The 23,191-nt window shown below is 53.0% G+C and carries 18 protein-coding genes; 4 read left to right on the top strand and 14 right to left on the bottom strand.

The annotated features are described in order from the left end of the window. Positions 1-176: 176 nt before the first annotated feature. The 5 genes from PGW97_RS05520 to cmoM all read right to left on the bottom strand — a co-directional run bounded on the left by PGW97_RS05520 (position 177) and on the right by cmoM (position 8,806). Complete coding sequence (locus PGW97_RS05520) at positions 177-1,181, bottom strand: DUF4382 domain-containing protein (RefSeq protein ID WP_207103249.1); 1,005 nt, start codon at positions 1,179-1,181, stop codon at positions 177-179. Positions 1,182-1,484: 303 nt separating this feature from the next. Beyond that, entirely contained in the window at positions 1,485-5,945 is a 4,461-nt protein-coding gene (gene mukB, locus PGW97_RS05515) for a chromosome partition protein MukB (RefSeq protein ID WP_273859142.1), read from the bottom strand. Next, positions 5,945-6,670 (bottom strand): chromosome partition protein MukE, encoded by a 726-nt coding sequence (mukE, locus tag PGW97_RS05510; protein WP_047884127.1) that lies wholly within the window; start codon positions 6,668-6,670, stop codon positions 5,945-5,947. The genes mukB and mukE overlap by 1 nt, the downstream gene beginning before the upstream one ends. Then, positions 6,651-7,973, bottom strand: coding sequence for a chromosome partition protein MukF (gene mukF / locus PGW97_RS05505; protein WP_047884126.1), 1,323 nt, complete (start codon positions 7,971-7,973; stop codon positions 6,651-6,653). Before mukF ends, mukE begins: the two co-directional genes overlap by 20 nt. After that, complete coding sequence (cmoM, locus tag PGW97_RS05500; RefSeq protein ID WP_273859139.1) at positions 7,970-8,806, bottom strand: tRNA uridine 5-oxyacetic acid(34) methyltransferase CmoM; 837 nt, start codon at positions 8,804-8,806, stop codon at positions 7,970-7,972. Before cmoM ends, mukF begins: the two co-directional genes overlap by 4 nt. Before the next feature lie 120 nt (positions 8,807-8,926). On the opposite strand from cmoM, the gene elyC reads away from it, so the two are divergent. Further along, positions 8,927-9,739 carry an envelope biogenesis factor ElyC gene (gene elyC, locus PGW97_RS05495; protein ID WP_273859137.1) on the top strand — a complete coding sequence of 271 codons (813 nt, stop codon included), beginning with the start codon at positions 8,927-8,929 and terminating at the stop codon, positions 9,737-9,739. Between the two features lie 127 nt (positions 9,740-9,866). Here the strand turns inward: elyC and PGW97_RS05490 are convergent, their stop codons facing one another. After that, a complete protein-coding gene (locus PGW97_RS05490; protein WP_047884123.1) occupies positions 9,867-10,091 on the bottom strand; it encodes a hypothetical protein in 225 nt (74 codons plus the stop codon). Here PGW97_RS05490 and PGW97_RS05485 point away from each other — a divergent pair, their 5' ends adjacent. After that, positions 10,092-11,480: an L-cystine transporter gene (locus PGW97_RS05485; RefSeq protein ID WP_047884122.1), complete on the top strand. Its 1,389-nt coding sequence runs from the start codon at positions 10,092-10,094 to the stop codon at positions 11,478-11,480. A 579-nt stretch (positions 11,481-12,059) separates the two neighbouring features. Next, entirely contained in the window at positions 12,060-12,434 is a 375-nt protein-coding gene (locus PGW97_RS05480) for a YgiW/YdeI family stress tolerance OB fold protein (protein ID WP_273859135.1), read from the top strand. A 168-nt stretch (positions 12,435-12,602) separates the two neighbouring features. Here the strand turns inward: PGW97_RS05480 and kdsB are convergent, their stop codons facing one another. The 5 genes from kdsB to PGW97_RS05455 all read right to left on the bottom strand — a co-directional run bounded on the left by kdsB (position 12,603) and on the right by PGW97_RS05455 (position 18,908). Beyond that, positions 12,603-13,352 (bottom strand): 3-deoxy-manno-octulosonate cytidylyltransferase, encoded by a 750-nt coding sequence (gene kdsB / locus PGW97_RS05475; protein WP_047884121.1) that lies wholly within the window; start codon positions 13,350-13,352, stop codon positions 12,603-12,605. Further along, the gene (locus PGW97_RS05470) at positions 13,352-13,531 is read right to left on the bottom strand and encodes a Trm112 family protein (protein WP_047884120.1); all 180 of its coding nucleotides are present in this window, start codon (positions 13,529-13,531) and stop codon (positions 13,352-13,354) included. The genes kdsB and PGW97_RS05470 overlap by 1 nt, the downstream gene beginning before the upstream one ends. Further along, complete coding sequence (gene lpxK / locus PGW97_RS05465) at positions 13,512-14,528, bottom strand: tetraacyldisaccharide 4'-kinase (protein WP_273859132.1); 1,017 nt, start codon at positions 14,526-14,528, stop codon at positions 13,512-13,514. Before lpxK ends, PGW97_RS05470 begins: the two co-directional genes overlap by 20 nt. Continuing rightward, complete coding sequence (gene msbA / locus PGW97_RS05460) at positions 14,528-16,285, bottom strand: lipid A ABC transporter ATP-binding protein/permease MsbA (protein WP_047884224.1); 1,758 nt, start codon at positions 16,283-16,285, stop codon at positions 14,528-14,530. Before msbA ends, lpxK begins: the two co-directional genes overlap by 1 nt. Before the next feature lie 166 nt (positions 16,286-16,451). Further along, a complete protein-coding gene (locus PGW97_RS05455; protein ID WP_443147117.1) occupies positions 16,452-18,908 on the bottom strand; it encodes a DNA internalization-related competence protein ComEC/Rec2 in 2,457 nt (818 codons plus the stop codon). A gap of 112 nt (positions 18,909-19,020) precedes the next feature. On the opposite strand from PGW97_RS05455, the gene PGW97_RS05450 reads away from it, so the two are divergent. Next, positions 19,021-19,539 carry a DUF2062 domain-containing protein gene (locus tag PGW97_RS05450; protein ID WP_047884117.1) on the top strand — a complete coding sequence of 173 codons (519 nt, stop codon included), beginning with the start codon at positions 19,021-19,023 and terminating at the stop codon, positions 19,537-19,539. A gap of 482 nt (positions 19,540-20,021) precedes the next feature. On the opposite strand, the gene lolE is transcribed toward PGW97_RS05450, so the two are convergent. From lolE to lolC, 3 genes are read right to left on the bottom strand one after another with little or no spacing between them, the layout of a single operon-like run. Continuing rightward, entirely contained in the window at positions 20,022-21,266 is a 1,245-nt protein-coding gene (gene lolE / locus PGW97_RS05445; RefSeq protein ID WP_047884116.1) for a lipoprotein-releasing ABC transporter permease subunit LolE, read from the bottom strand. Then, entirely contained in the window at positions 21,266-21,955 is a 690-nt protein-coding gene (gene lolD, locus PGW97_RS05440; RefSeq protein ID WP_047884115.1) for a lipoprotein-releasing ABC transporter ATP-binding protein LolD, read from the bottom strand. Before lolD ends, lolE begins: the two co-directional genes overlap by 1 nt. Then, on the bottom strand, positions 21,948-23,156 hold the full coding sequence (gene lolC, locus PGW97_RS05435; RefSeq protein WP_207103712.1) for a lipoprotein-releasing ABC transporter permease subunit LolC: 1,209 nt from the start codon (positions 23,154-23,156) through the stop codon (positions 21,948-21,950). Before lolC ends, lolD begins: the two co-directional genes overlap by 8 nt. Between the last annotated feature and the right edge of the window lie 35 nt (positions 23,157-23,191).

Here is a 23,191-nt window from a genome sequence, read left to right as displayed (position 1 = left end):
AGACAAGCGCAAAAAGAGTGCACAAAAAAACGGCCGGGTCACCCCTGGCCGTTTTCACGGTATCGCATCATTATTTCACTCCGCACCACACACTGTTTTCGCTGGCTAACGACATGGCTACAGGCTTTGTCATCTGTGCTGACTTGGCCGCTTATACCGTTATGAAACAGCAAGTGTTACAGGTTACGGTAGTGGTCATCACCGGCAACAATGTGCTGGTCTTCATATTTAGAGGAACCATCCAGGTCGATATCAAGGTCAATCTGGTTTGGAGCATCCAGCAGGGCGTCACACACCAATACGATGTCGTAGTCCCCTTCCGGTACGTACTTCATGCTGTAGCTGTTGTCATCATTCACTTTTGCAGTCTGTACCGGTGCATAGTCTGAACCTAAATCACCATGCTGATCCATACCTGCCGGATAGAGATACACATACGCCCCAAGCACGGAGTTCGCACAGGAGGTATCGTCTACGTCCCCGTGAATGGTCGCGGCCAGCGCATTATCAACAATGCGGAAACCTTCATTTTTCAGCTTGTACGCATTCTCAATCATCTGGATCATGCTGCGCAAATCAAACGACATGGTGAACGTTTTCGGTACATCAATATTGATATTCAGGCCGTCAAACTTGAGATCTTCAACAATATCCATTTTCATCTTATCGACCGGATTACCGACATATGAATAAGGTGTGTTGAGGAAATCACCGTAACTGCCCTGCAACACTGACAGCGCCATCGACGTATATTGACCCACCGGAACCAACTGCTCGGAAATCAGTTTCACCAGATCAACACCGGTGATGTCATACAAGTCGATAACGATGAACTTCGGATAGCCGTCGTTATCGACCGGAATCTCGGAGTCCGCCGGGATACACTGTTTGGAATTTATCGCATATGGATCCGCCATACTCTTGGTGGTCCACTCAATGATGGTACCGGCGAGGTCCATAAGCCGTACGGCATCAATCGCCACACAAGCCTGCAGATCATCGGCCCCATCCGGTACTTCTTTCGGTGGTTTCGACACATCCACATCAATTGGCACTTCGGTTTTGCTGGTGTTGTCATCTGCTGCCGGTGTTGTTGCCCCGGCAGAGTTCGCAGCCCCATCAGAATCACTGCACCCGGCCACGATCAACATGGCGAGCAATGGTAGTATTATTTTTTTCATCTCTTCACCCCTACGACAATGTAATCACTGGCCTTTACCAAACCAATCTGCTGGCCGCCGAAAGTTTGGTTATGTTGTTTTGGGTCCTGTCCGGATGCAATTACGTAATCCCGTCACAACACGCAACCGTCATTCAGAAAGGAAAATGGCCGAATCTGACAGTTAAAATTTTAGGAGTTAATGAAAGGGCAAAAAATTTATCCGCGGGATAATTAAGTAATGAGAAAAAGTTCTTACTTACAAGACGAAAAAAGCCGGTCATCTGACCGGCTTAGTATCGAAGGGAAAATCAGAGGCTCGGCGTTACGCCGGATCCAGCTCTAGAAGCTCCTGAATATTAGAGGTTTTCGGCTCCTGGCCAAAACCACGCAGACCCACGACATGTACGTGTTCACGGTCTTTGAAGATCTTACGTACCAGCTTGTAAGTGGTCCCCTTCTCCGGACTAATATTTTCCGGCGCCGCAATCAGCAACTGCATATCCAGACGCTCACACAGCTCAAACAGTGTGGCGATTGACTTGGCATCCAGACGGGCAGCCTCATCGAGGAACAGCAGACGGCACGGAATAATATCTTTGCCGCGCAGACGACGGGATTCTTCCTCCCAGCTCTGTACCACCATCAGCAGAATGGCCTGACCGGTACCGATCGCCTCACCGGTTGACAGCGCGCCGGATTCGGCCTGCAGCCAGCCATCGCTGCCACGGTTAACCTCGATGCTCAGCTCCAGGTAGTTACGGTAGTCCAGTAGCTCTTCACCTAGTACCTGCGCGGAACGCTGCCCGGTATCGATATGCGGGTTCAGACGCTGGAACAGTTTCGCCATCGCTTCCGAGAACGACAGACGGTTATTACCAAACAGATCCTGATGCTGATCCTGCTGCTCTGCCAGTCCGGTCAGCAGCTGCTCGTGGGTTTCGCGAACCTTCACGTTCAGACGCACACCGTTCACCTGACCAAAGCTGATGTTCTGCAGTCCCTGGTTCAGCATGCGGATACGGTTCTGCTCACGCTGAATGGTCTTGCGGATGATGTTCGCCACAGAGTCCGAGCTAATTGCCAGACGCTGTTCGCGCGCAGTCAGTTCTTCACTCAGACGCGCCAGCTCCACTTCCATTTCTTCAATCGCTTCAACCGGATCATCAGTGCGAATGATGTCATGGCGGATACGCTCACGCAGATGCTGGTAAACCGCGATATAGAACAAGACTTTGCGTTCTGGACGAGACGCATCTTCCGAGGCGCGCAGCGCATCGCGCAGGTTCTCGTTATCGGCCACCGCCTGGCGCAGTGCGCCCAGCGATTTATCGGACAGCGAACGCAGGTCGTCGGCTGACATGTACGCCATTTCACGACGGTGCAGACGGCGTTCGACGTCGCTTTCACGCGCCAGACGCAGCACCGCACACCAGCCGGCTTTCGCCATCACGACCAGTTTACGCAGATCCTGATAGTCTTTACCCACTTTACGCAGGCGTTTCACTAGCGATTTCATCTCCAGCTCAATGGAGGTGATGGCTTTTTCCAGCTGGCTACGACGACTACGAGAAGAGTGCAGACGTTCATTCAGCTCATCACGGCGCAGACGGGCGCGCTCTTCGGCTTCGATATCAGCACGAACCCCCAGCTCCTGCAGCTCACGCTCAAACTCCTGGATGGTCTCCAGTTTGGCCTGATGAGAACTCTTCAGCGATGCCATCAGCTGGTTGTACTGGTTGGCCTGGGCGCGAGCCTGTTTCAGGCTTTCGCGGCAACGGGTACGCTCACGTTCAGCCGCCGCCAGTTTCGCTTTCAGCTGTTCATTCAGTTCAGAACTCTTGTTGAGCAGATCAACCGAGTCGGCGTAACTAAAGTGGTGACGACGCTCAACCAGATCGGCCACGGCGAAAATCTTGGTTTTCAGGGCTTGTAGCTTGGCATCAGCCTGTTCATATTGCGCATTCAGGGCATCAAACTGTTCCGGGTCAGCGTCCAGCGCTGTCACCAGTTGTTCCAGCTCAGCAATGGCTTTGCCGTGGCGATCCAGATAGTGACGGGCTTCATCCAGCTGCGCCAGTTGTTGCTCGACATCCTCAAAACGGGCCTGAAGTGTTTCGTCTTCCAGCAGGTTTACCAGCGGGCTGATTTTACCCAGCAGGGTCAGACCTTCACGGGCCCCATTCAGCTGGCTGCGCTGCTGTTGTTCACGCGCCTCGGAATCAGCCAGTTCACGGCTGATTTGGTTACGTTTGTCGCGAGCGATTTTCAGCGCCGCTTCCGGATCGTCGTGGAAAGCAACGGCCATGTGCGTAGCCACAAAGCTGTTGAAGCTCTGGTACAGACGCTGCAGTTTCTGTGAATCGAACGACGCTTTGGCGTGATCTTCAATCAGCTGATCGCGCTCTTCGCGCAACCCTTCCAGGCGCTGTTCACGGGCCGCACGACCAAACAGCGGCACTTTAGGGAAACGCGAGTAACGCAGCTGACGATCATTGAGATGTACGCAAACCGCATCTTCCAGTTCGTCCACATCGAACCCGCTATCATCAAACGAGTCCGCATCCCCTTCGATGATGTACAGATCGTCCGGACAGTCATCCAGACCGACCAGCTTCTCTTTGATGCCTTTCAGATCCGGTACCACAATTGCGTGACGAGCAGGACCGTACATGGCACTGAAGTACGGAGCATCAGCCAGAGTGATATCGTCATAAATTTCAGACAATAGGCAGCCACCCAGCGTATCCGCCAGTGCGCGCAGGCGAGAATCATCGCTGCCGCCCGGCTGTGCCAGACGCTCAATTTCCTGCTCCAGCTGCTGCTTACGTGTCGCCAGGGCATCACGCTTGGCCGATACCGCACGTTCCTGATCCAGCGTGTGCTGCATTGCTGCCATCACCGCCTGACCATCCTGCAGTGCAGACTCAGACTGATCAGACAGCTTGAGCAATGCATCGTTGGCTGCAATCCAGGCCGGGGCTTTGGCTTCCAGGGCCTTAATGTCCACGGCCAGTTGCTGCTCCTGGCGTCGCAGTTCATTGCGCTGCTCTACCAGCGTTTCCTGATCCTGCTCAAGAGCTTCCAGCGTTGCTTCGTGGCGTGCCTGCTCTTCCGCCATTGCCAGCTCACCGTCGATAGTGACGGCAAAGCGTTTGGCATAGGTTTCAGCCAGCTCCAGTGCCTGACGCTGGTTACGCATGGCGCGTTCCATGTCGCGGTACTGGGCTTTCAGCTGCTCACTGCGCTCCGTAATGCCAGCCAGCTGGCGGGCATGGGCAATCAGCTCACGGGCTTTGCTGCCCGCATCGGCACGTTCAACAGCGCCGGCGATCGTGGTCACAATCGCCAGCCCTTTTTCAAACTGCTGGGCAGCCGCAGACGACATGTCCAGTTTGTGCTTGAGTGCCAGCAGTGCTGTGGTCTGAGTATCCTGCTCCTGCTTCAGCTGCGCCAGATACGGCACGGCTTTATCCGCCAGCAGCTGGTAGTCCCCTGACAGTTCACGGGCTTTTTCCAGCGCCTGTACCGCTTGCTGGTATTGCAGGGCACGGGTCTGCTGCATGTCGAGCGCTTGCTGGTAATCGGCCAGCTGAGTTTTCAGGCTGTCGACTTCTTCTTCAGTCAGCAGTGCCTGCTCTTCCGCCATTGCCAGCTGCTCGGCCGCTTCTTCAACGACCATCACCTGCTCTTCGAGACGCTCAGTTAGCTCTTCCAGATCTTCACGGTAGCGCTCGATTTTCTCCTGCTGGCGGACAGCCGTCTGCACCAGTTGCAGGTGATCCGACGCGGCCTGATGATCCTGCTCCAGCGCGCCTTCGCGCTCGGTCAGTTCATCCAGCTCAGCGGTCATGTTCATCAGCGACTTTTGCTGATCGTCGAGCGTCATACGTGACCCCATCAACTCACCGCGCAGGCTGAGCACTTGCTCCAGCTTGTTGCGGCGATCGTTAGCATGACGCATGTAGTCGGCGGCCACGTAGTTGGTCGCTTCCGTGATCAGGTGTTTGAACAGATCACGGTCGCTTTGAGTCAGCTTGATTGCTTCCAGCGTCATGCGGTTTTCACGCAGGGCCGCTTCCATGTCCTGGAAGGCTTTTTTCACCCCGCTGTTGTGCGGTAACAGGTAGTCACGCAGCGAGCGGGTAATGGCGCTGGAAATCCCCCCGTACAGGGATGCTTCAATCAGGCGGTAGAACTTAGAACGGTCAGTGCTGTTACGCAGTTTCTTCGGCAGTACGCCAAATTCAAACATTTGTGCATGATAATCGGTCACAGAGTTAAAGGACTTGAAAATCACGCCTTCAAAATCGGCCGTCACAATGTCTTTAACTTCACTGAGCTGACGAACGCGCGCCTGGTTGTCAGACAGGGTTTCAACCAGCACTTCCGTGGGTTTCACGTGTGAAGGCAGCCCCTGAATGATAAATGGCTTGATGTCAACTTTCTTATCACGCCCTGCGACCTGCTGCAGTTTGACTACAAACAAGAGGCGCTGGTTGTTCGAGTTCACGACATCCAATGCGGCGTAACAGGCACCCGGTTTCAGCTTACCGTGCAGACCTTTGTCGCGAGAGGCGCTGGAGCTGCCCGCTTCCGTGGTATTTCGAAAGTGCAGCAGACTCTGATCTGGGATCAGGGTGGTAATGAAGGCCGCCATGGTGGTTGATTTACCGGCACCGTTACCGCCCGACAGCGTGGTGACCAAGTTATCGATGTCAAAGGTACGGGCAAAGAAGCCGTTCCAGTTCACCATGGTTAACGATTGATACTTACCGCGTTCCATTAGGCTTCACCCTCCTGACCGGCGTGTTCGAGTTCTTGTTCTAATTCTTCATCGTCCAGCAGGCTGGATTGGCTAGGCGCTTGTTGATGCACGACAACGGCTTCACCATCACGGATCAGACGCATCTGCGCTTCGCGGATATCATCTCCGGCACGTACGTCCGCCCCGAAGCGGAACACGGCTTCGCTGATGCGGAACTTGCCGCTTTCGCCAATCGGAATAATCATGCCCAGGCGGCGCAGACGGCGTAGCGATGTCTTCACTTTGTCGTACAGCTTTTCGCGGTCAACGTCAGAACCACTGGCACGGTGAGTCACCAGCTTCATCAGCTTTTTCTCATCCGCCAGCGCCATCAGTTCTTCAAACAGTTCCTGATTGGTAAAAATACCTTCGTGCGCCAGACGCTCCGGGCTCAGGTACAGGAAACACAAGACCTTACCCACCAGCATATCCAGCTCGGCCAGTACAGAGCGGCTGATCAGTGACGTAGAACGCGGGCGTAAGTAAAAGAAGCCTTCCGGTGCACGCACCAATTCAGCGTTATAACGCTTGTAAAACAGCGCGAGTTCCAGTTCGAACTCGATCAGCATCGCGTGGTTGTCCAAATCTTCGCTGGAGATATGACGACCAGAACGAAGGGCATTATCCAGTGCCGGGAAAAGCGGGTTGGCAATCGCCTTGGCCAGCTTCTCAGGCATGTATTCTTCAATATTTGTCAATGACATTCGCTTGTACCTTGGCTCCGTAATTATTGATCGCTTCCCAATCCGGCTGAATGGCGTTGAAATCCGCTTCGGAATATCCCATCCGAACGGCCTGGTCGACGACCAGACGCGCCATGTCGAAGTGCTTCGCCTGTGGGTGCTGAGCCAAATAATCTTTCAGGAGTACACTCAAGTTAATTGCTGCACCGGTTTCTTTATGGGCCTGCAACATCAGGGCAATTTGTTCTGCCAGCTGGTCATGCACCAGATCCAGCTCTTCAAATTCCACTTCTTCCGGCACAATCCCGGTCACTTCGTCATCACGCAGTACCAGCGCTTCGTCACGCATATCGAGCAGACGCTCGGCATCGGCGTAAGTCAGCATCCAAGGTGCGTCGAAGTAATCCTGTACCGACTGTCGCAGACGCTGGCTGAATGCCCGGTTCTTATCCATATCGATCGCGGTACGGATAAATTTGTGAACGTGGCGGTCATAGCCAATCCACAGGTCAATCGCCTGCTGACCCCAGTTAATAATGCGGTCCAGTTTAGACTGAAGGTTGAATACCATCGCACTGACAAAATCCAGCTCAGGGTTGCCCTGAATTTCTTCCTGGATAATCAGCAGTTGCGTCTGCAACTGGTCACCGGCTGCCTGCAGGGTATCCTGCAGTTCACGCAGGGTGCTGGATGTTTCGTTCAGCAGGGTTTCACAGCTGGTAATGGCCGCACGCCAGTCCTGATTCAGCAGTTCCGCAATGTCCTGCTTCACCTGCTGTTGCTGCTCATCCATCGCCCGCTGGTTGAGATCGATGCGGTCAAAAATCTCCGCCACCGAGTACTTGAGCACTGCGTGTACGTTCTTGCGCCAGTGTTTCTCATCACCGCCCTGCTGGGCGGCACTGGCTGCTTTATTAATTTCATCGGCAACCATCGCCAGCTGAATCGACAACTTCAGGGTCGAGTATTCGCGGTGACGGGCGTAGTAATCGGTAATCCCCAATGCCAGCGGACTTAAACGGTAAATACTGGCACCGTCAGTCAATTCACTGGTAAAGCGGGAAATAAGGCGTTGGCGAACCAACTCATTTATGGCGTTGTTGGCGCGAAAGGCGACAGTTTCCGGCGTTTGCTGAAACAGTTCGCTGACAATGCGAAATGCATCAATCAGTTCACCTTCCCCTAATTCTTCGTCAATACGATCGCCGCTTAATACAGCAATCGCCAACAGGAACGCCAGCCGTTCAGTTGGCAGGTTAAGCTCGAATTCATTCTGCTTAACCCAGTTAACCAACTCAGGAACGGTCTGGGTGACTTCACTCATCCGTTGTCCTTATTGCTGTTATTTTCTTTCATCTCAGGGCTGTGTGCGTTGTTTTGCACGTCAGGTTTTTGTGCATACACATGGATGTAACGCCCCAGAGACAAATATGGTTCCTGGCGACACAGCTTACGCTCCATCTCCAGAACCTGTTCAAAGGTGTAATCGCCGACCCGGACTGTTTGCATGTAGTCATGGAAAGTACGTACACCCGTTTTGCCTAAAATCTCAAAACCGGCAGCATTGAGCCAGTGGTAAACATCTTCCGGCTTAATCCCTTGCTGCGGCTGTAATTTAAACCGCTTGCGGTGTGGCATGCCCTCTTCAATGTGCGTCAGGTTGCCGCAAATCAGGTTCTTGAACAACAGACCATTGTAGTTGTAAAACATGACGGAAATGATGCCGCCCGGTTTCACCTGTTTCATCAGCCCTTCCAGGGCCGACTTCGGATCAGACAGCCACTCCATCACGGCATGGAACAGAATCAGGTCCACCGGTTCATCCAGGTGCTGACCTATCTCCTGTACCGAGCTATGAACCAGGCGATATTGCTCAAGCAGACCCTGCTTGGCAATTTCCTGCTCGGCTAATTTGAGCATTTCACCAGAAAGATCACATAACGTAACGTGATGTCCGAGTGCTGCAATTTTCTGCGAGAGCTGACCAATCCCACCGCCGGCATCGAGTACCTGCAGGGGCTGTTGTTTGTTTAACAGGCCCAAAATTTGCTCTAAATCTTCCCAAACAACGGTTTGCCGAATCTGGCCTTTACCGGTGCCGTAAATATTTTTTGCAAATTTTTGGGCTAAATCGTCAAAATTTCGATCTTTGATCACGTCGGCTTTACGTTATGATAGCGGTTTCAAAAATGTGGCTTATTTTCTCACAAGCGATAGAGGAATAAAGGCTTGTGGTGCTTTTTCAAGCTCAACTGCTGATTTTTCGGACTACATTCCATGTTTGAACTCAAAAAAATCGTGTCGGCATTTTTAATGCCTTTACCAGCCATGCTGCTGATCGGGCTCGCCGGACTGCTGCTGCTCTGGTTTTCCCGCCGTAAAGGACTGGGAACCGGGCTGGTCAGTATTGCTTTCCTTGGGATCTTCCTCTTCTCCTTCCAGCCGGTGTCGACTAGCTTACTCCGTCCGGTGGAAAAAGCGTACCCTCCTTATGTGCCTTCCGGCAAACCGGTCGAATTTGTGATGGTACTGGGCAGCGGACATATTATCGACAATGCCATGCCAATCACTTCGCAACTCTCCCGTACAGCTCTGATGCGGTTGTCTGAAGGTATTCGTATTCATCGCATGTTTCCCGGCTCTAAACTGATTCTGTCAGGTTTCAGTGGGGGGACCGATGTGAGCCAGGCAAGGATGATGGCTCAGGTCGCCCTTGCACTGGGAGTCAACAAACACGATATCCTGCTGCTTGAAACAGCACGGGATACCAAAGAAGAGGCCTCACAAGCCGCCACTGTGGTCGGCGATCACAAACTGGTGCTGGTCACCTCCGCCAGCCACATGTCACGGGCATTGAACGAGTTCCATTCGGAAGGTCTTACGCCAATACCCGCACCGACCAATTTCCTTGCCAGCAACAAGATTGAACAGCCGTGGGAACGTTATAAACCACAGGCCTTATATCTCGAACAGACCGAGCGTTACTGGCATGAACAACTGGGTCGCTGGTGGCAAACGCTGCGCAGCCTCCTGAATCAGCAAAACGAGACGGCTGAAGAGAGCCATAACGACGCTATGAATGCAGGATAGCCGCGGCATACTGGGCCTGTTAACCAACCTTTCCCAACTCCACCAGCATTCAACTGACTGCTTCAGGCCAACAAAGTTCCAGCCGCCGGTTACCGGCGGCTTTTGTAATGACGATACTCCTTACTATCTATCCGGTTTTTTCTCTGCTGTTGATGTTGCTTTTTCGCCAACTCACGCCAGCACTGGTGACTTTTTCACCCTTATTCAAAATAGTTTTAACTAGTTCTATTTTTTTATATGGATAGTAATAAAAATTAATTCCTGTTTTGCGATACAAATCATAAGATCGCTTCCAGCTTACTATTCTTTTACCTGCTCGCTGAGGCAGGTCAGACCGTTTAGGATTCCACATATGTTTGTAATCATTAACCTGGCGATCTTTGCCCTGCTGATCGCCTTGCTGTTTATGCAGCAAAGGGCAGAAAACACCTTGTCAAAACGTGTATTTACCAGTCTGGGACTGGGTGTTGTCTTCGGTGCTGCGATGCAGTTTGTTTACGGCGGCGGCAGTGACGTCATCAGCGGTACGCTGGAATACGTGAATATTGTCGGTTCGGGTTATGTCAGCCTGCTGAAAATGATCATCATGCCGTTGATCACTGTGTCGATCATCGGTGCGATCATCAAAGTGAAAGACTCCAGCTCGCTGGGTAAAATCTCCGGTCTGACTATCGGTATCCTGCTGGCAACGACTGCGGTTTCAGCATTGATCGGTATTCTGGTCAGCAACATGTTCGGCCTGTCGGCAGAAGGCATTGTGCAAGGCGCGCGTGAAATCGCCCGTGGTGAAGCACTGGAAACTCGCCTGACATCTGTTGCTGGTTTGTCATTTGCTGACATGATTATCTCGTTCTTCCCGGCCAACCCGTTTGCGGATCTGGCAGGCAGCCGTCCGACGTCAACGATCGCGGTTGTTATTTTCTCTGCTTTCATTGGTGTGGCCGGTCTGACCGTGATCCGCACTCAACCTGAGCTGGGTGCCTCGTTCGAGAAATTCATGCAGGTTGCACAAGAAGTCGTACGAACTCTGGTACGTATGGTGCTGAGCCTGACGCCTTACGGTATTCTGGCTCTGATGACCAAAGTGGTGGCCGGTTCTAACGTAAACGACATTCTAAGCCTGCTGAACTTTATGGTGGCGTCTTACGTGGGTCTGGGACTGATTCTGGTGATGCACCTGGTACTGGTGGCCTTCGTCGGAGTAAACCCAATTCGCTTCCTGAAGAAAATTCTGCCAGTACTGACTTTTGCGTTCACTTCTCGCTCCAGTGCAGGTGCGATTCCAATGAACATCGAAACGCAGGTGAAAAAACTGGGTAACGGTGAAACGATTTCTAACTTCTCTGCCTCATTCGGCGCCACTATGGGCCAGAACGGTTGTGCGGGTCTGTACCCGGCGATGCTGGCAGTGATGATTGCGCCAACGATTGGTATCAATCCTCTGGATCCGGGTTTCATGCTAACGCTGATTGCCATTGTCACGATCAGTTCATTCGGTATCGCCGGTGTGGGTGGTGGTGCAACGTTCGCCGCGCTAATCGTACTGTCGGCACTGGACATGCCTATCGCGCTGGCAGGTCTGCTGATTTCTATCGAGCCTCTGATTGACATGGGCCGTACCGCAGTGAACGTCAGCGGTTCGATTACAGCCGGTACCATTACGGCTCGCCTGATGGGTCAAGCGGATAACCAGATTTTCGAGTCTGACAACGAAGTCGACGTACAAACTGCAAAAGCGTAAGCTTCCGACCTCGTCAACACATTCAGATTTCGTAAGGCCATCAGGGAAACCTGGTGGCCTTTTTCTTGGTTTACATTAAGGTCAGGATGCCTCTGCCTGCCTTCCGCCTGTTTTTCTTAACCATTGCTGCCTTATCCATTGCAGCCATTAATTCTGCGTGCATGCGATTCGCTTTTTTCTGTGTAACCTCTTCATCATCTTTCCCTCATTTCTGAGCGTTAAGCCTTCACAACTGGCTTTTGCACATTGCGTGATAGGCTGCGGGCTATGCAGTGAAATCCCTATGAATGAATGATGAACAGGCGCCTCACGCTGGGTTCAGTCCAATTGGGCTTTAATAGCTCCAACAAACAGAAAACAGAAAACAGAAAACCCAGCCAATTCCATCCCATAACAGATGAAAAGGGGGGAGCTGGGTGCAAAATCTGAAACGGAGGCCTGATTATGATGAAACCACGCATTGCCCTGATTCGCCTGATCCAAAACAAACGACTGCTTAGTAAATGGTTCTTAAACCAGCAGCTCTTAAACCAACAGTTCTTAAAAAAACGTTTTTTGAAAAAAATGATGTCCAGCGTAATGACTAAGCGTGGAATGACCAAAAGTGCGATACTGGCCATCGCGACCACACTGACACTGGGACCAGCAATCGCATTGGCTACCCCGACTAAAATGACCTACACCGGGCCTGTCGACGTTACACCTATCAAAGACGTGATGCACAACAGCGGCATGCTGAAAGACCATGCTGTGGTACTCGAGGGATTTCTGGTGAAACAGATCAGCGCTGATACTTACATGCTCAGCGACGGTGTGGATGAGGTAAAAGTAGAACTGGATGATGACATCCGTTTCAACAAAGCCATCACGCCAGAGACCCGCCTGCGCCTTTACGGCGAAGTGGAAGGCGGGCTGACACCAGAAGTGGAAATCGACAAAGTTGAGTTCCTGTAAGTCCCTACCCGTAGCTCGCATCGCGGTAGCTTCTGCCGCCAAGTCGCAGCGAAGACTTGATCACTGATACAAGACATAAAACAGCGCAGACACGAACCCCGCCCCGTCGGGTCAGCACCAACAAAAAGGGCTGAAGGATAACCTTCAGCCCTTGTGTTTCAGGTCGGTTCAGCCACCGACCAGAGCGCGGACTTTGTCCAGGTCTTCCGGCGTGTCAACACCCGCCGGCGGCACATCAATGGCCACATCGACATGGATCTTTTCGCCGTACCAAAGCACACGAAGCTGCTCCAGCGCCTCAATTTTTTCCAGCGCGCTCGGCTCCCATTCGATGTAGGTTTTGATAAAACCGGCACGGTATGCATAAATCCCGATATGACGCATCAGGTTATGGTGGATTTCCTGCGGGCGCTTAGCGAAATTGTCACGATCCCATGGAATAGAGGCCCGGCTGAAATACAGCGCATAACCGTCTTTGTCCGTCACGACTTTCACCGCGTTCGGGTTAAAAACCTCGTCCGCATGATCAATTTCCACCGCCAGCGTTGCCATTGGAGCCTTGCTCTGCTCCAGGTTGACCGCGACCTGACGAATAATGGTTTCCGGGATCAGTGGCTCATCACCCTGTACGTTCACCACAATGTGATCATCCGCCAGGCCATATTGCTCAACCACTTCTGCCAGACGCTCGGTGCCCGATTCATGGTCCGGACGAGTCATACAGACCTCGCCGCCAAACCCGCGCACCGCCTCTGCAATGCGATCGTCGTCTGTCGCGACAATCACCTGATCCGCACCGGCTTTACTGGCCTGCTCATAAACCCATTGAATCATAGGCTTACCAGCAATATCCGCCAGCGGTTTACCCGGCAGGCGCGAGGACTGGTAGCGGGCAGGAATAATTACCGTAAAGGCCATTATTTCACCTCGTCAGAACTCAGCGTACGAGCTTCCGGTTCAAGAAGTACCGGAATACCGTCTTTAATCGAATAAGCCAAGCGATCAAACTTACAGATCAGCTCATTTTTGTCTTTATCGTAATTCAGCTTCCCTTTGCATACCGGGCAAGCAACGATTTCAAGCAGACGATGATCCATATTCTTCCTTTACCTTCATAATCCGGTTAATTAAACCCTCAGCCTGTTCTTCAGGAAGTACCGCATCCACAGGCAAGTACCACCAATCAGACTGAGCGAAAGAGTGGCATTTCACCGCATCTTTCTCTGTCATCACTAAATGCTGCCCTTGCTGGGCGAGCTGTTGTAATTCTTGTTCACTGAATGCCTGATGGTCGGCAAACGGCTGACAGTGAACCGGGCATACGCCCAGTTCCTGTAACGTATTAAAAAAGCGTGGCGGATGACCAATACCGGCCATTGCGACCAGATCGCCTTGCAGGCTGGTTACCTCGCACCGTTCACCACTCACCAGATTCACCAGTGATGCCGGTGCCAATTGCATCGGAATTTCGCCAGGCTGCGGCTTTCCGCCATTGCAGATCAGAAAATCCACTTCTCTGAGCCGGTCACAACTTTCGCGCAACGGCCCTAGCGGGATCAGCTGTTCATTGCCAAATCGCCGCTGGCCATCAATCACCACAATCTCAATATCACGCGCCAGGGCGTAATGTTGCAGGCCATCATCCGTAATGATGACGTCTACTTCCGGCTCCAGTAATGCCACGGCTTCGGCCCGTTTCGGCGAAACCGCAACCGGAACACCGGTACGACGATAGATCAGCACCGGTTCATCCCCGGCTTCGGCCGTTGTACTGTCAGGCGTTACCCGATACGGGTAATGCGGTGCTTTCGCCCCATAACCCCGGGACACCACGCCGGGGTTTAGCCCGGCGGCTTTCAGTTGTTCTACCAGCCAGACGACTACCGGTGTCTTACCGTTTCCGCCGGCGGTGATATTACCCACCACAACCACCGGAACCGATGCACGGTACACAGCCTTCTTGCCAGACTGATACGCCTGGCGGCGGGACTGGCTAATTCGTCCAAACAGCTTGCTGAGCGGCCACAACAGCGGTTTTAACAGGCAACCGGCCGGATGTGACTCGAACCAGATTTTTTCAATCAACGAGGCCATCAGTCACCAAACTGGATACGATGCAGCTGAGCGTAAGCACCGTCCTGCGCCAGCAGCTCCTGGTGAACGCCACGCTCGATAATATCGCCTTCATCAACCACCAGGATCTGATCGGCATTTTCAATGGTCGACAGACGGTGGGCAATCACCACCACGGTACGGTCTTTCTGCAGCTCATCCAAGGCAGACTGGATCGCGCGCTCTGATTCGGTATCCAGAGCCGATGTGGCTTCATCCAGAATCAGAACCGGTGCATCGCGCAGCAAGGCACGGGCAATCGCGATTCGCTGACGCTGGCCACCAGACAGGCTGACCCCGTTTTCGCCAATCACGGTATCCAGGCCATGTTCCATGTTGTTGATAAAGTCCATCGCATGGGCCAGCTCTGCCGCTTTTTCAATATCAGCGCGGCTGTATTGCTCACCGCTGGCGTACGCAATGTTGTTGGCAATGGTGTCGTTGAACAGGTGCACATTCTGCGACACAACCGCCACCTGCTCACGCAGGTTAGCCAGCTTGTAATCACAAATATTGCGGCCATCCAGAGTGATCTCACCGGAGTCAATGTCGTAGAAACGGGTCAGCAGGTTGGCAATGGTACTTTTCCCTGAACCCGAACGCCCGACCAGCGCCAGTGTTTTACCGGCCGGCAGGTCAAAGCTGATATTACGCAGTGCCGGGGTATCTTTGGTCGGATAAGTAAAGGTGACATTCTTCACCTGGATGTCGCCTTTGACACGCTTCGTTTCAAAAGTCCCTGTGTCTTTTTCCGCTTCCAGCTCCATCAGGCCAAACAGTGTCTGACACGCTGCCATACCACGCTGGAACTGCGAGGTGACGTTCGTCAGGGCTTTAAGTGGACGCATCAGACCAAACATCGAACCGAAAATCAGGGCGAAGGTACCTGGTGTCAGCGACTCACGCAGACTCTCGGTATTAGCAAGAATCAGAACCACGACCAGTGCCAGAGAAGCAATCACCTGAATCACCGGGTTAGCAATCGCCTGTGCCGACACCAGTTTCATGGTCTGCTGGCGCATGCGGTTACTGACTTTCTCAAAGCGCTCCTGCTCTACCTGCTGACCACCGTAACTCAGCACCACTTTGTGGCCCTTGAGCATCTGCTCGGCAGACGAGGTAACAGACCCCATCGCATCCTGCATATTCTTCGAAATACGACGGAAACGCTTGGAAACGACGCGAATACTGAACGCAACGACCGGCGCAATAATGAGCAGGATCGATGACAACTGCCAGCTGTTGTAAAACATGATAGCCATCAGCGCGATAATGGTCGCGCCTTCACGTACCAGACTGACTAGCGCACCACTGGTGGCTGAAGCGACCTGCTCTGAGTCATAGGTAATTCGCGACAGCAGCTTACCGGCCGATTCTTTGTCAAAAAAGCTGACCGGCATTTTCATGAAGTGGTTAAACATCTGACGGCGCATAGCCATGACGACATTGCCGGAAACCCATGCCAAGCAGTACGTCGATACAAAACCGCTGACGCCGCGCAAAATCATCAGGCCCAACAAGTAAATCGGCATCATGGCCAGGAAATTAGATTCAAGGCTGCCCAGCCCACCGAAACTTTCGTCCATCAGCGGCTTAATCATGGAAAGCATCAGCGCGTCGCTGGCTGCATTGAGGATCAGGGCGACAACGGCAACGGCCAGTCCGGTTTTGTACAGACTGATAGAGGGCCACAGTTGCTTAAACGTTTCCCAAGTGGATTGGTCTTTGGGTTGAATCATGGAAACCATATTTTTTTGAAGTCAATTCCCGACATTCTACTCGCTTACTGCGCGTGGACCAAATAAGTTAACAATTCTCATCACGAAACCGGTTGTTTTTCAAACAAAGCGATTTATACCGCCAGTGAATTACAGCAAACCATCATGTCAGCGCTAAACGCTTTTCTTAGTTCTCTACGCTGCTGTCTACCGGGCTGTCTATCGGGTTCTCAGGACGAAACCAGGCCGCTTTGCGATCCTGTCGGTACCTTTCAACCTTGATACCATCAGCGGACATGGTCAATGTCACTTGTCCGGTCTCTGCCGTCGACAACCAGGGAATCCCCTGCGCCAGATATCGCTGCCGGATACTTGCGGAGGGTAACTGCCAGGGATTGAATCGAGCAACAGACACCAAAGCATACTCCGGCGACATGGCTGACAACCAGGTAGCAGTCGAAGACGTTTGGCTGCCGTGATGCGGCACCAGCAAGATATCCGGCTGGAGATCAGCCTCAAGACGAGTCAGTAACAACTCTGATATCGCATCAATGTCACCGGTCAGCAACACCGTCACTGGAGCTCGATCACCGTTGACCCCTGTAGGGTCAGTGATTGCAACCACGCAAGAGTGCGGATTGGCCGCGCGTGCGACCTGTTTAGGTGGCCACACAGCACGAAATATTAGTCCCTGCCACTGCCATTGCTGCCCCCGTACACACGGCATAAACCCCGGGCGAACATCACTGCTGCGCCGCCACACAGGCTTAAACCGTTCAATCACATAGTCGGAGCCCCCGGCGTGATCACTGTCGGCATGGCTGAGAATAAGCCCGTCCAGCTGAAATATCCCGCGCCGATGCAGCACAGGTTCAATCACTGAACTGGCAATACTCCCCTGTGGCCAACGGTTGCCTGTGTCATAAAGCACCGCGCGACCATTACGCTCTATCACAACCGCCAGGCCGTGTCCGACATCCAGCAGGTCCACGGTCCAGGGCATGGACATTGGCGTTGACTGCTGTTGTCGTTCAATTGACATCGGCTGTTCCACCAATAGCCCTGCCGTCTGTTGATCCTCAAGCGGAGTGAATAACTCAGGTACGAATGGCAAGCGCGCCGCATTCCCCCACAGCAAGACAAGCAACACCCCAGATAGCAGCAACACTGGGAAGCGCTTCCACGGCAACAACCAGAATGCGATGACCAACGCAGTAACGCCGAAAATCACCGGTCCGCCGTTCAAACTGACAGGCCACCAGGTTCCCTGACTGAAACGGGCAATAAACAGTGCCGGTTCCAGGCTCTGGTCAGCCAACATCCACAGCCATGCTGCTCCCGCAGGCCAGAACGACAGTAATAATGCCAACAAAACCAGTGGCACTGTCACCATGCTTACCCAAGGCACCACCAGAAAGTTGACTAATGGCGCCAGTGGAGCAAAGCCACCAAACCCGACCCACTGAACCGGCAACATCAGACACAACAACGCCGCCTGCATCAGTGCAAGGCTGACGAGTTTTTCACGCCATTGCTGCCACCCGGTTTGTCCGGCGTGTTGCTGGGGCCGGATTCCGCTGGCGGCGGCCAGTAAAATCACTAGCACCGCGATAAATGATAACCAAAAGCCCATGGCATAACTGGCCAACGGATTGATTGCCAGACTAACCGCAAACACCACCAGCAAAATATGCCAGCCAGACCATACAATAGCCTGGCGCAACAATAGCAAAACCATACTGCTCATCAGCAATGCGCGAACCGTGGGATGGCTGAATCCGGCCAGCCACGCATATAACAGCCCGGCGAGCAGACCCAGCCAGATTGGCAACCACTGCCAGGCAGCATGGTCCGGCAACACGCCGCGCAGCCGTCGTCCAATGCCCCAGCCGCACAGCACCGCCAGACCAATATGCAAACCAGAGATCGCCATCAGGTGCGCCAGCCCGCTATCTCTCAGCAGTGCCCACTCCGAATCCCCGAGCAAATCCCGATAACCAAAACTCAATGCCAGCAAATAGGGCTGATACTCTAGCACTTGAGTACGCTCCAACGCCTGCTCAAAGGCCAATTGCCGCCACCGAGACAGGGTATCTGTATTATCTTTAAGGCGATGGCCGCCAACGACGATGCCGGTTCCGTGAAGACCCTGACCAACAAAGTGGCGTTCTTTGTCATAACCCGCACTGTTTACCCGCCCGGCAGGTGGCCGAAGACGAACTTCCAGTTGCCACAGTTCACCAGGCCGCAATTCGGGAAGTGGTTCAGCCGATGTTACTGCAACCGGCCAGAGTAGTTGCAGGCGCAGCGTCTTAGGCTGATACACTGCACTATCATGCACAGGCCGTGTTGGTGACGGCTCAGCGACGGGTGCCGTGCTCGCTGGATTCAGCGTAAAATCAGGGTTACGACGCCATGTTTCAGACGAAACAAATTCGAACACTGTATTGTTTTTACGAACATTTAAAAGGCTGCGAACTTCACCAACTATGATAATATTCCCAGCCTCTACAGCGGCAAATTGAACTTTCTTGAGGTAGCTGGTGGCGGAAACATTCGCCAAAAGTGCACCGAATGCGACATAGATCAAAAGATTCAGTCGAAAATAGGCACACACTAGCCCGCCTATCAGACACAGTGTCATAGTTGCATGGTAACTTGGCAATGCTGGCCAGAAATGCAACGAAAGAAGTCCGATTGCCATAGCGGCTGCGCCTTGCAACATATCAAGTCAGCCTTGGAAAAAAAGAACGACAATGCCCAGACAAGTAATCAAACGAATGATGCCGAGCCATGAGGTGATTAAGCGGCAAAAAGCGCTGAAAATCTTTGGCAACGTGCTCTATAACCCTAACCTGTGGTGTCTGAACCGCCGCTCGGCCTCTGGGGCCTTTGCTGTCGGTTTGTTTATGGCATTTGTTCCTCTTCCCAGTCAGATGATTATGGCTGCAGGCCTGGCTATCCTTTTTAGCGTTAACCTCCCTTTGTCGGTCTGTCTTGTATGGGTGAGTAACCCGATAACCATGCCGGTTCTGTTCTACGGCGCTTACAAAATTGGCGCCTGGCTGCTGAATACCCCCCATCAGTCGTTCCATTTTGAACTGTCGTGGGATTTCCTGATGAGTCAGATGAACCAGATTGGACCTCCTTTCCTGCTCGGCTGCATGATTTGCGGCGTAGGATGTGCGTTGGTTGGTTACTTCGGCATTCGTGGCTTGTGGCGTTACTCGGTAGTGCGCAGCTGGCAGAAACGTAAATTCCGGGTATTACGTTAAAAGCGCCCGATTAAAACTGTACAAGCGATATGTGCAAATAAAAAAACCTCGCCGATGCGAGGTTTTTTTATGCTGCGCGCCATGATCAAATCAATGCTTTCCCGACCAGCTGATTCATCACCGGAATCCACACTACGAAAAACCGGTCAGCCGCACTGACATTCACGAAATTTTGCATGGCGGCTCTCACTTTCTTTGATGCTCTTAGTACTCTCCACAGATAACTGATTTCAGCCTACGCGTCTGGTTACGGTTCACGCTGATGATTTTAATGAGTAGCCCTAGTCTGAACAGACTGAGAATACAAAACAACAAGGCCGGACTGCTACCAGTCCGGCCTTGGTTAATCGAGCCCATTGAGTGAGAAAAAAATCAGCTCATGCCTTTTAGAGGCAATGTCAGCTGAATCACATCCTGCGCCATCAATGACAGCACCATCAATTCAGTGCCATCAATAACAGATAGCCACTCCAGGTTTTCGCTTACTTCGCACTCAGTACTGTGGCCGGGTGCAGGCGGCTTGCCCGTCGCGCGGGATACCAGGTAGCCATAAAACTCAGTGCTACCGCCGTTAGGGTTACCAGCATGACATCAGAGAACGCCAGCTGAGTTGGCAGAAAGTCGACGAAATAGATATCGCCTGACAGGAACTGGTGGCCAATTATCCCTTCCAGCTGCCTGACCATCGCTGTGAGATTAACTGCCACCAGCGATCCCAACACCGAACCAGCGAGACTGCCGACCACTCCGGACAGAATACCGTGCCAGACAAAGATCGAGCGCACCAGACGATCATTCGCCCCCATGGTGCGTAAAATCGCAATATCTGCCGCCCGGTCTTTTACCGCCATCATCAGTGTCGACACTATGTTAAAACACGCCACCCCGATCACCAGTACCATCACCAGATACATAATGGTGCGTACCATCTGAATATCGCGGTACAGATAACCGTATTTCTGATTCCAGCTTTTCAGGTACACATACACCGGCAGGGTGTAGCCCACCTCCCGCACAATGTGCTGAGCATCCAACACCTCATCGACATTCAGCTCAATCCCGGTGATCCCGGTGCCCATTGACAGGTACTCCTGCGCATCAGCCAGTGGTACCAGCGCAAAGTTATGGTCAATCTGACCCGCCAGAGCAAGCAGTCCCGAAACCTGCAGACGAATCCGGTGTGGTGCCTTCAGGCGAGCTTCCGGATCAGGATTAGGGATCATCGCCGTGATCCAGTCACCGACTTCAATCCCCAGTTTGTCTGCAACCCCCTGCCCCAGAATCACCTGCTGCTTGCCGGATTCCAGGCGTTCCCAGGCACCGTCTTTCACATAGGACGGCAAGGCACTGACCTTCGGTTGCATCGTCGGATCCACACCGCGCACTTCCACGGCTTTCAGGCTGCTGCCTTTCTCAAGCAGCGCCGTAAACTGGATATAGGGCGCAGCAGCCGTCACCCGAGGGTGTTCTTCAACCTTGGCCAGAATCGGCTGCCAGTCAACAAACGGGGGTTTCACGGCTTCCAGCTCGCCGTGAGGGATCACAGACAGCACCCGGTTTTGCAGCTCACGCTCAAAACCGTTCATGGCCGACAGACCAATAATGATCACCGCCACGCCGACCGCGATGCCCAGCGTTGATGAAATGGAGATAAACGACACCATCCGGTTACGCTGACGAGCGCGACTGAAACGGCTGCCAATAAATAACGAAAGCGGGTTGAACATCAGGCTACCTCAACATCCACCAGTTCACCGTCCTGCATGTGCATGCAACGATCCAGCTTACCGGCTAACTCATTGTCGTGAGTCACCACCAGAAACGCTGTCCCTGATTCTTTGTTCAGACGACGCATCAAATCGTAAATTTCCAGTGCCGTTTTGTGGTCCAGATTGCCGGTTGGCTCATCCGCCAAAACCAGCGACGGCTTGTTAACCAGTGCCCGGGCAATGGCAACACGCTGGCGTTCGCCCCCGCTCAACTCGGAAGGTCGGTGTTCCAGACGGTGAGACAATCCCACCAGTTCCAGAATCTGATTAGCCTGCTCTCTGGCACTGGCTGGTGATACCCCACCAATCAACAGCGGCATGGCCACGTTTTCCACCGCGCTGAAATCTGCCAGCAAGTGATGGAACTGGTACACAAAGCCGATTTCCTGATTTCGCAGCTTGGCTTGCTTGTTGGCGCTCAGCGTATTGAGCTGCTGCCCTTTAAAATACACATCGCCCGCACTGGGTTCATCCAGCGCGCCCAGCAAATGAAGCAGCGTACTTTTACCGGAACCCGACGCACCGACAATGCCGACAAGCTCCCCGGCTTTCAGAGTAAATCCGACGCCTTTCAGTACTTCGGTTTCCAGCTGGGCTTCACGGTAGACCTTACGAAGATCCTGACAAACTAATAACGGATTACTCATAACGAAGTGCCTCAGCAGGACGTACCAATGCCGCCCGGTAAGAAGGAAAAACAGTTGCCAGTAGACTCAGCAGAATAGCACCGACAATCACAACAAGAATTTGTAAAGGTTCGATCACCACTGGCAGATGGCCGCCGGTAGTGATGAAGTTGACCCCGAAGAAGGACATCAGGGTATTGAGGTTAGATGCCAGCAGTGTACCCAGAATACCGCCAAACAGCGCGCCAATGACACCGCTGCTGGCGCCCTGAACCATAAAGACCATCAGAACCTGATTGCTGGTCATGCCCTGGGTTTTCAGAATGGCCACTTCGGCCTGCTTCTCCATGACCACCATAATCAGCGCAGAGATGATGTTAAACGCCGCAACCCCGATGATCAGCCCCAGCATTAGTCCCATCATGTTCTTTTCCATTTTGACGGCCTGAAACAGCTCACCGCGTTGCTCGCGCCAGTCAGACCACTGCAGGTCATCCGGCAGCGCACGGGTCGCCAGTTCAGACACCACAAACGGGTCATCAACAAACAAACGCCAGCCGCTAATCTCGCCTGGCTTCAGCCGTAACAAACGTCCAGCATCATCAATGTGCGTCAGCACCATCTGGTTATCGACGTCGGAGCCGGTATTGTAAACCCCGGCGACCTCGAAATTACGTTGGCTCGGAATACGGCCTAGTGGCGTATACTGGCTGGCACTGGTCACCATCAGGCGCACTTTGTCACCGACATCAACGCCGAGCTGCATGGCAAGCCCCTGCCCCAGAATCACCTTGTAGCTGCCGGATTCCAGCTCAGCCAGATCACCCCGCACCACGTAATAACTAATCGGCTCGAAGCCTTTCGGATCGACACCCAGCACCATACCTGCAGCCAGCGAACGGGCACTTTGCAGCACCGCTTCACTGCGGGTCAGAGGCGTAACCACACCGACATGCGGTATCGTCGTCAGGGCTTCGGGAGGCTGTGCGGTCCGGGTCAGGTGGCCAGCCGGTGACGATATCACCGCCTGCGGCATCACACCCAGAATACGCTCTTTGAGCTGCTGCTCAAAACCATTCATCACAGAAAGCACGGTCACCAATGACAGGACACCTATCGTGATGCCTGCGGTAGACATATAGGATACAAACCGACTGAAACGATCGCCTGAGCGACCCCGGAGATAGCGCAATCCTATAAAAAACGAAACGGGATGAAACATATGAGTAAAGAAGAAACCATCCGGAATAATACTGC

Source organism: Photobacterium sp. GSS17, from assembly GCF_028621875.1.
Lineage (GTDB): Bacteria > Pseudomonadota > Gammaproteobacteria > Enterobacterales > Vibrionaceae > Photobacterium > Photobacterium ganghwense.
Note: the sequence above shows the minus strand (reverse complement) of the source record. Positions and strands in the feature narration are given on the sequence as shown.

Coding starts and splice junctions, on each gene's coding strand:
- lolC (WP_207103712.1), bottom strand. CDS start 23,156: ATGTTTCATCCCGTTTCGTTTTTTATAGGATTGCGCTATCTCCGGGGT.
- mukF (WP_047884126.1), bottom strand. CDS start 7,973: ATGAGTGAAGTCACCCAGACCGTTCCTGAGTTGGTTAACTGGGTTAAG.
- lolE (WP_047884116.1), bottom strand. CDS start 21,266: ATGTTCAACCCGCTTTCGTTATTTATTGGCAGCCGTTTCAGTCGCGCT.
- kdsB (WP_047884121.1), bottom strand. CDS start 13,352: ATGGCCTTTACGGTAATTATTCCTGCCCGCTACCAGTCCTCGCGCCTG.
- lolD (WP_047884115.1), bottom strand. CDS start 21,955: ATGAGTAATCCGTTATTAGTTTGTCAGGATCTTCGTAAGGTCTACCGT.
- mukB (WP_273859142.1), bottom strand. CDS start 5,945: ATGGAACGCGGTAAGTATCAATCGTTAACCATGGTGAACTGGAACGGC.
- PGW97_RS05450 (WP_047884117.1), top strand. CDS start 19,021: ATGCCCAGACAAGTAATCAAACGAATGATGCCGAGCCATGAGGTGATT.
- PGW97_RS05485 (WP_047884122.1), top strand. CDS start 10,092: ATGTTTGTAATCATTAACCTGGCGATCTTTGCCCTGCTGATCGCCTTG.
- PGW97_RS05455 (WP_443147117.1), bottom strand. CDS start 18,908: ATGACACTGTGTCTGATAGGCGGGCTAGTGTGTGCCTATTTTCGACTG.
- PGW97_RS05470 (WP_047884120.1), bottom strand. CDS start 13,531: ATGGATCATCGTCTGCTTGAAATCGTTGCTTGCCCGGTATGCAAAGGG.
- PGW97_RS05480 (WP_273859135.1), top strand. CDS start 12,060: ATGACTAAGCGTGGAATGACCAAAAGTGCGATACTGGCCATCGCGACC.
- mukE (WP_047884127.1), bottom strand. CDS start 6,670: ATGTCATTGACAAATATTGAAGAATACATGCCTGAGAAGCTGGCCAAG.
- PGW97_RS05520 (WP_207103249.1), bottom strand. CDS start 1,181: ATGAAAAAAATAATACTACCATTGCTCGCCATGTTGATCGTGGCCGGG.
- msbA (WP_047884224.1), bottom strand. CDS start 16,285: ATGATTCAACCCAAAGACCAATCCACTTGGGAAACGTTTAAGCAACTG.
- lpxK (WP_273859132.1), bottom strand. CDS start 14,528: ATGGCCTCGTTGATTGAAAAAATCTGGTTCGAGTCACATCCGGCCGGT.
- PGW97_RS05490 (WP_047884123.1), bottom strand. CDS start 10,091: ATGTGGAATCCTAAACGGTCTGACCTGCCTCAGCGAGCAGGTAAAAGA.
- elyC (WP_273859137.1), top strand. CDS start 8,927: ATGTTTGAACTCAAAAAAATCGTGTCGGCATTTTTAATGCCTTTACCA.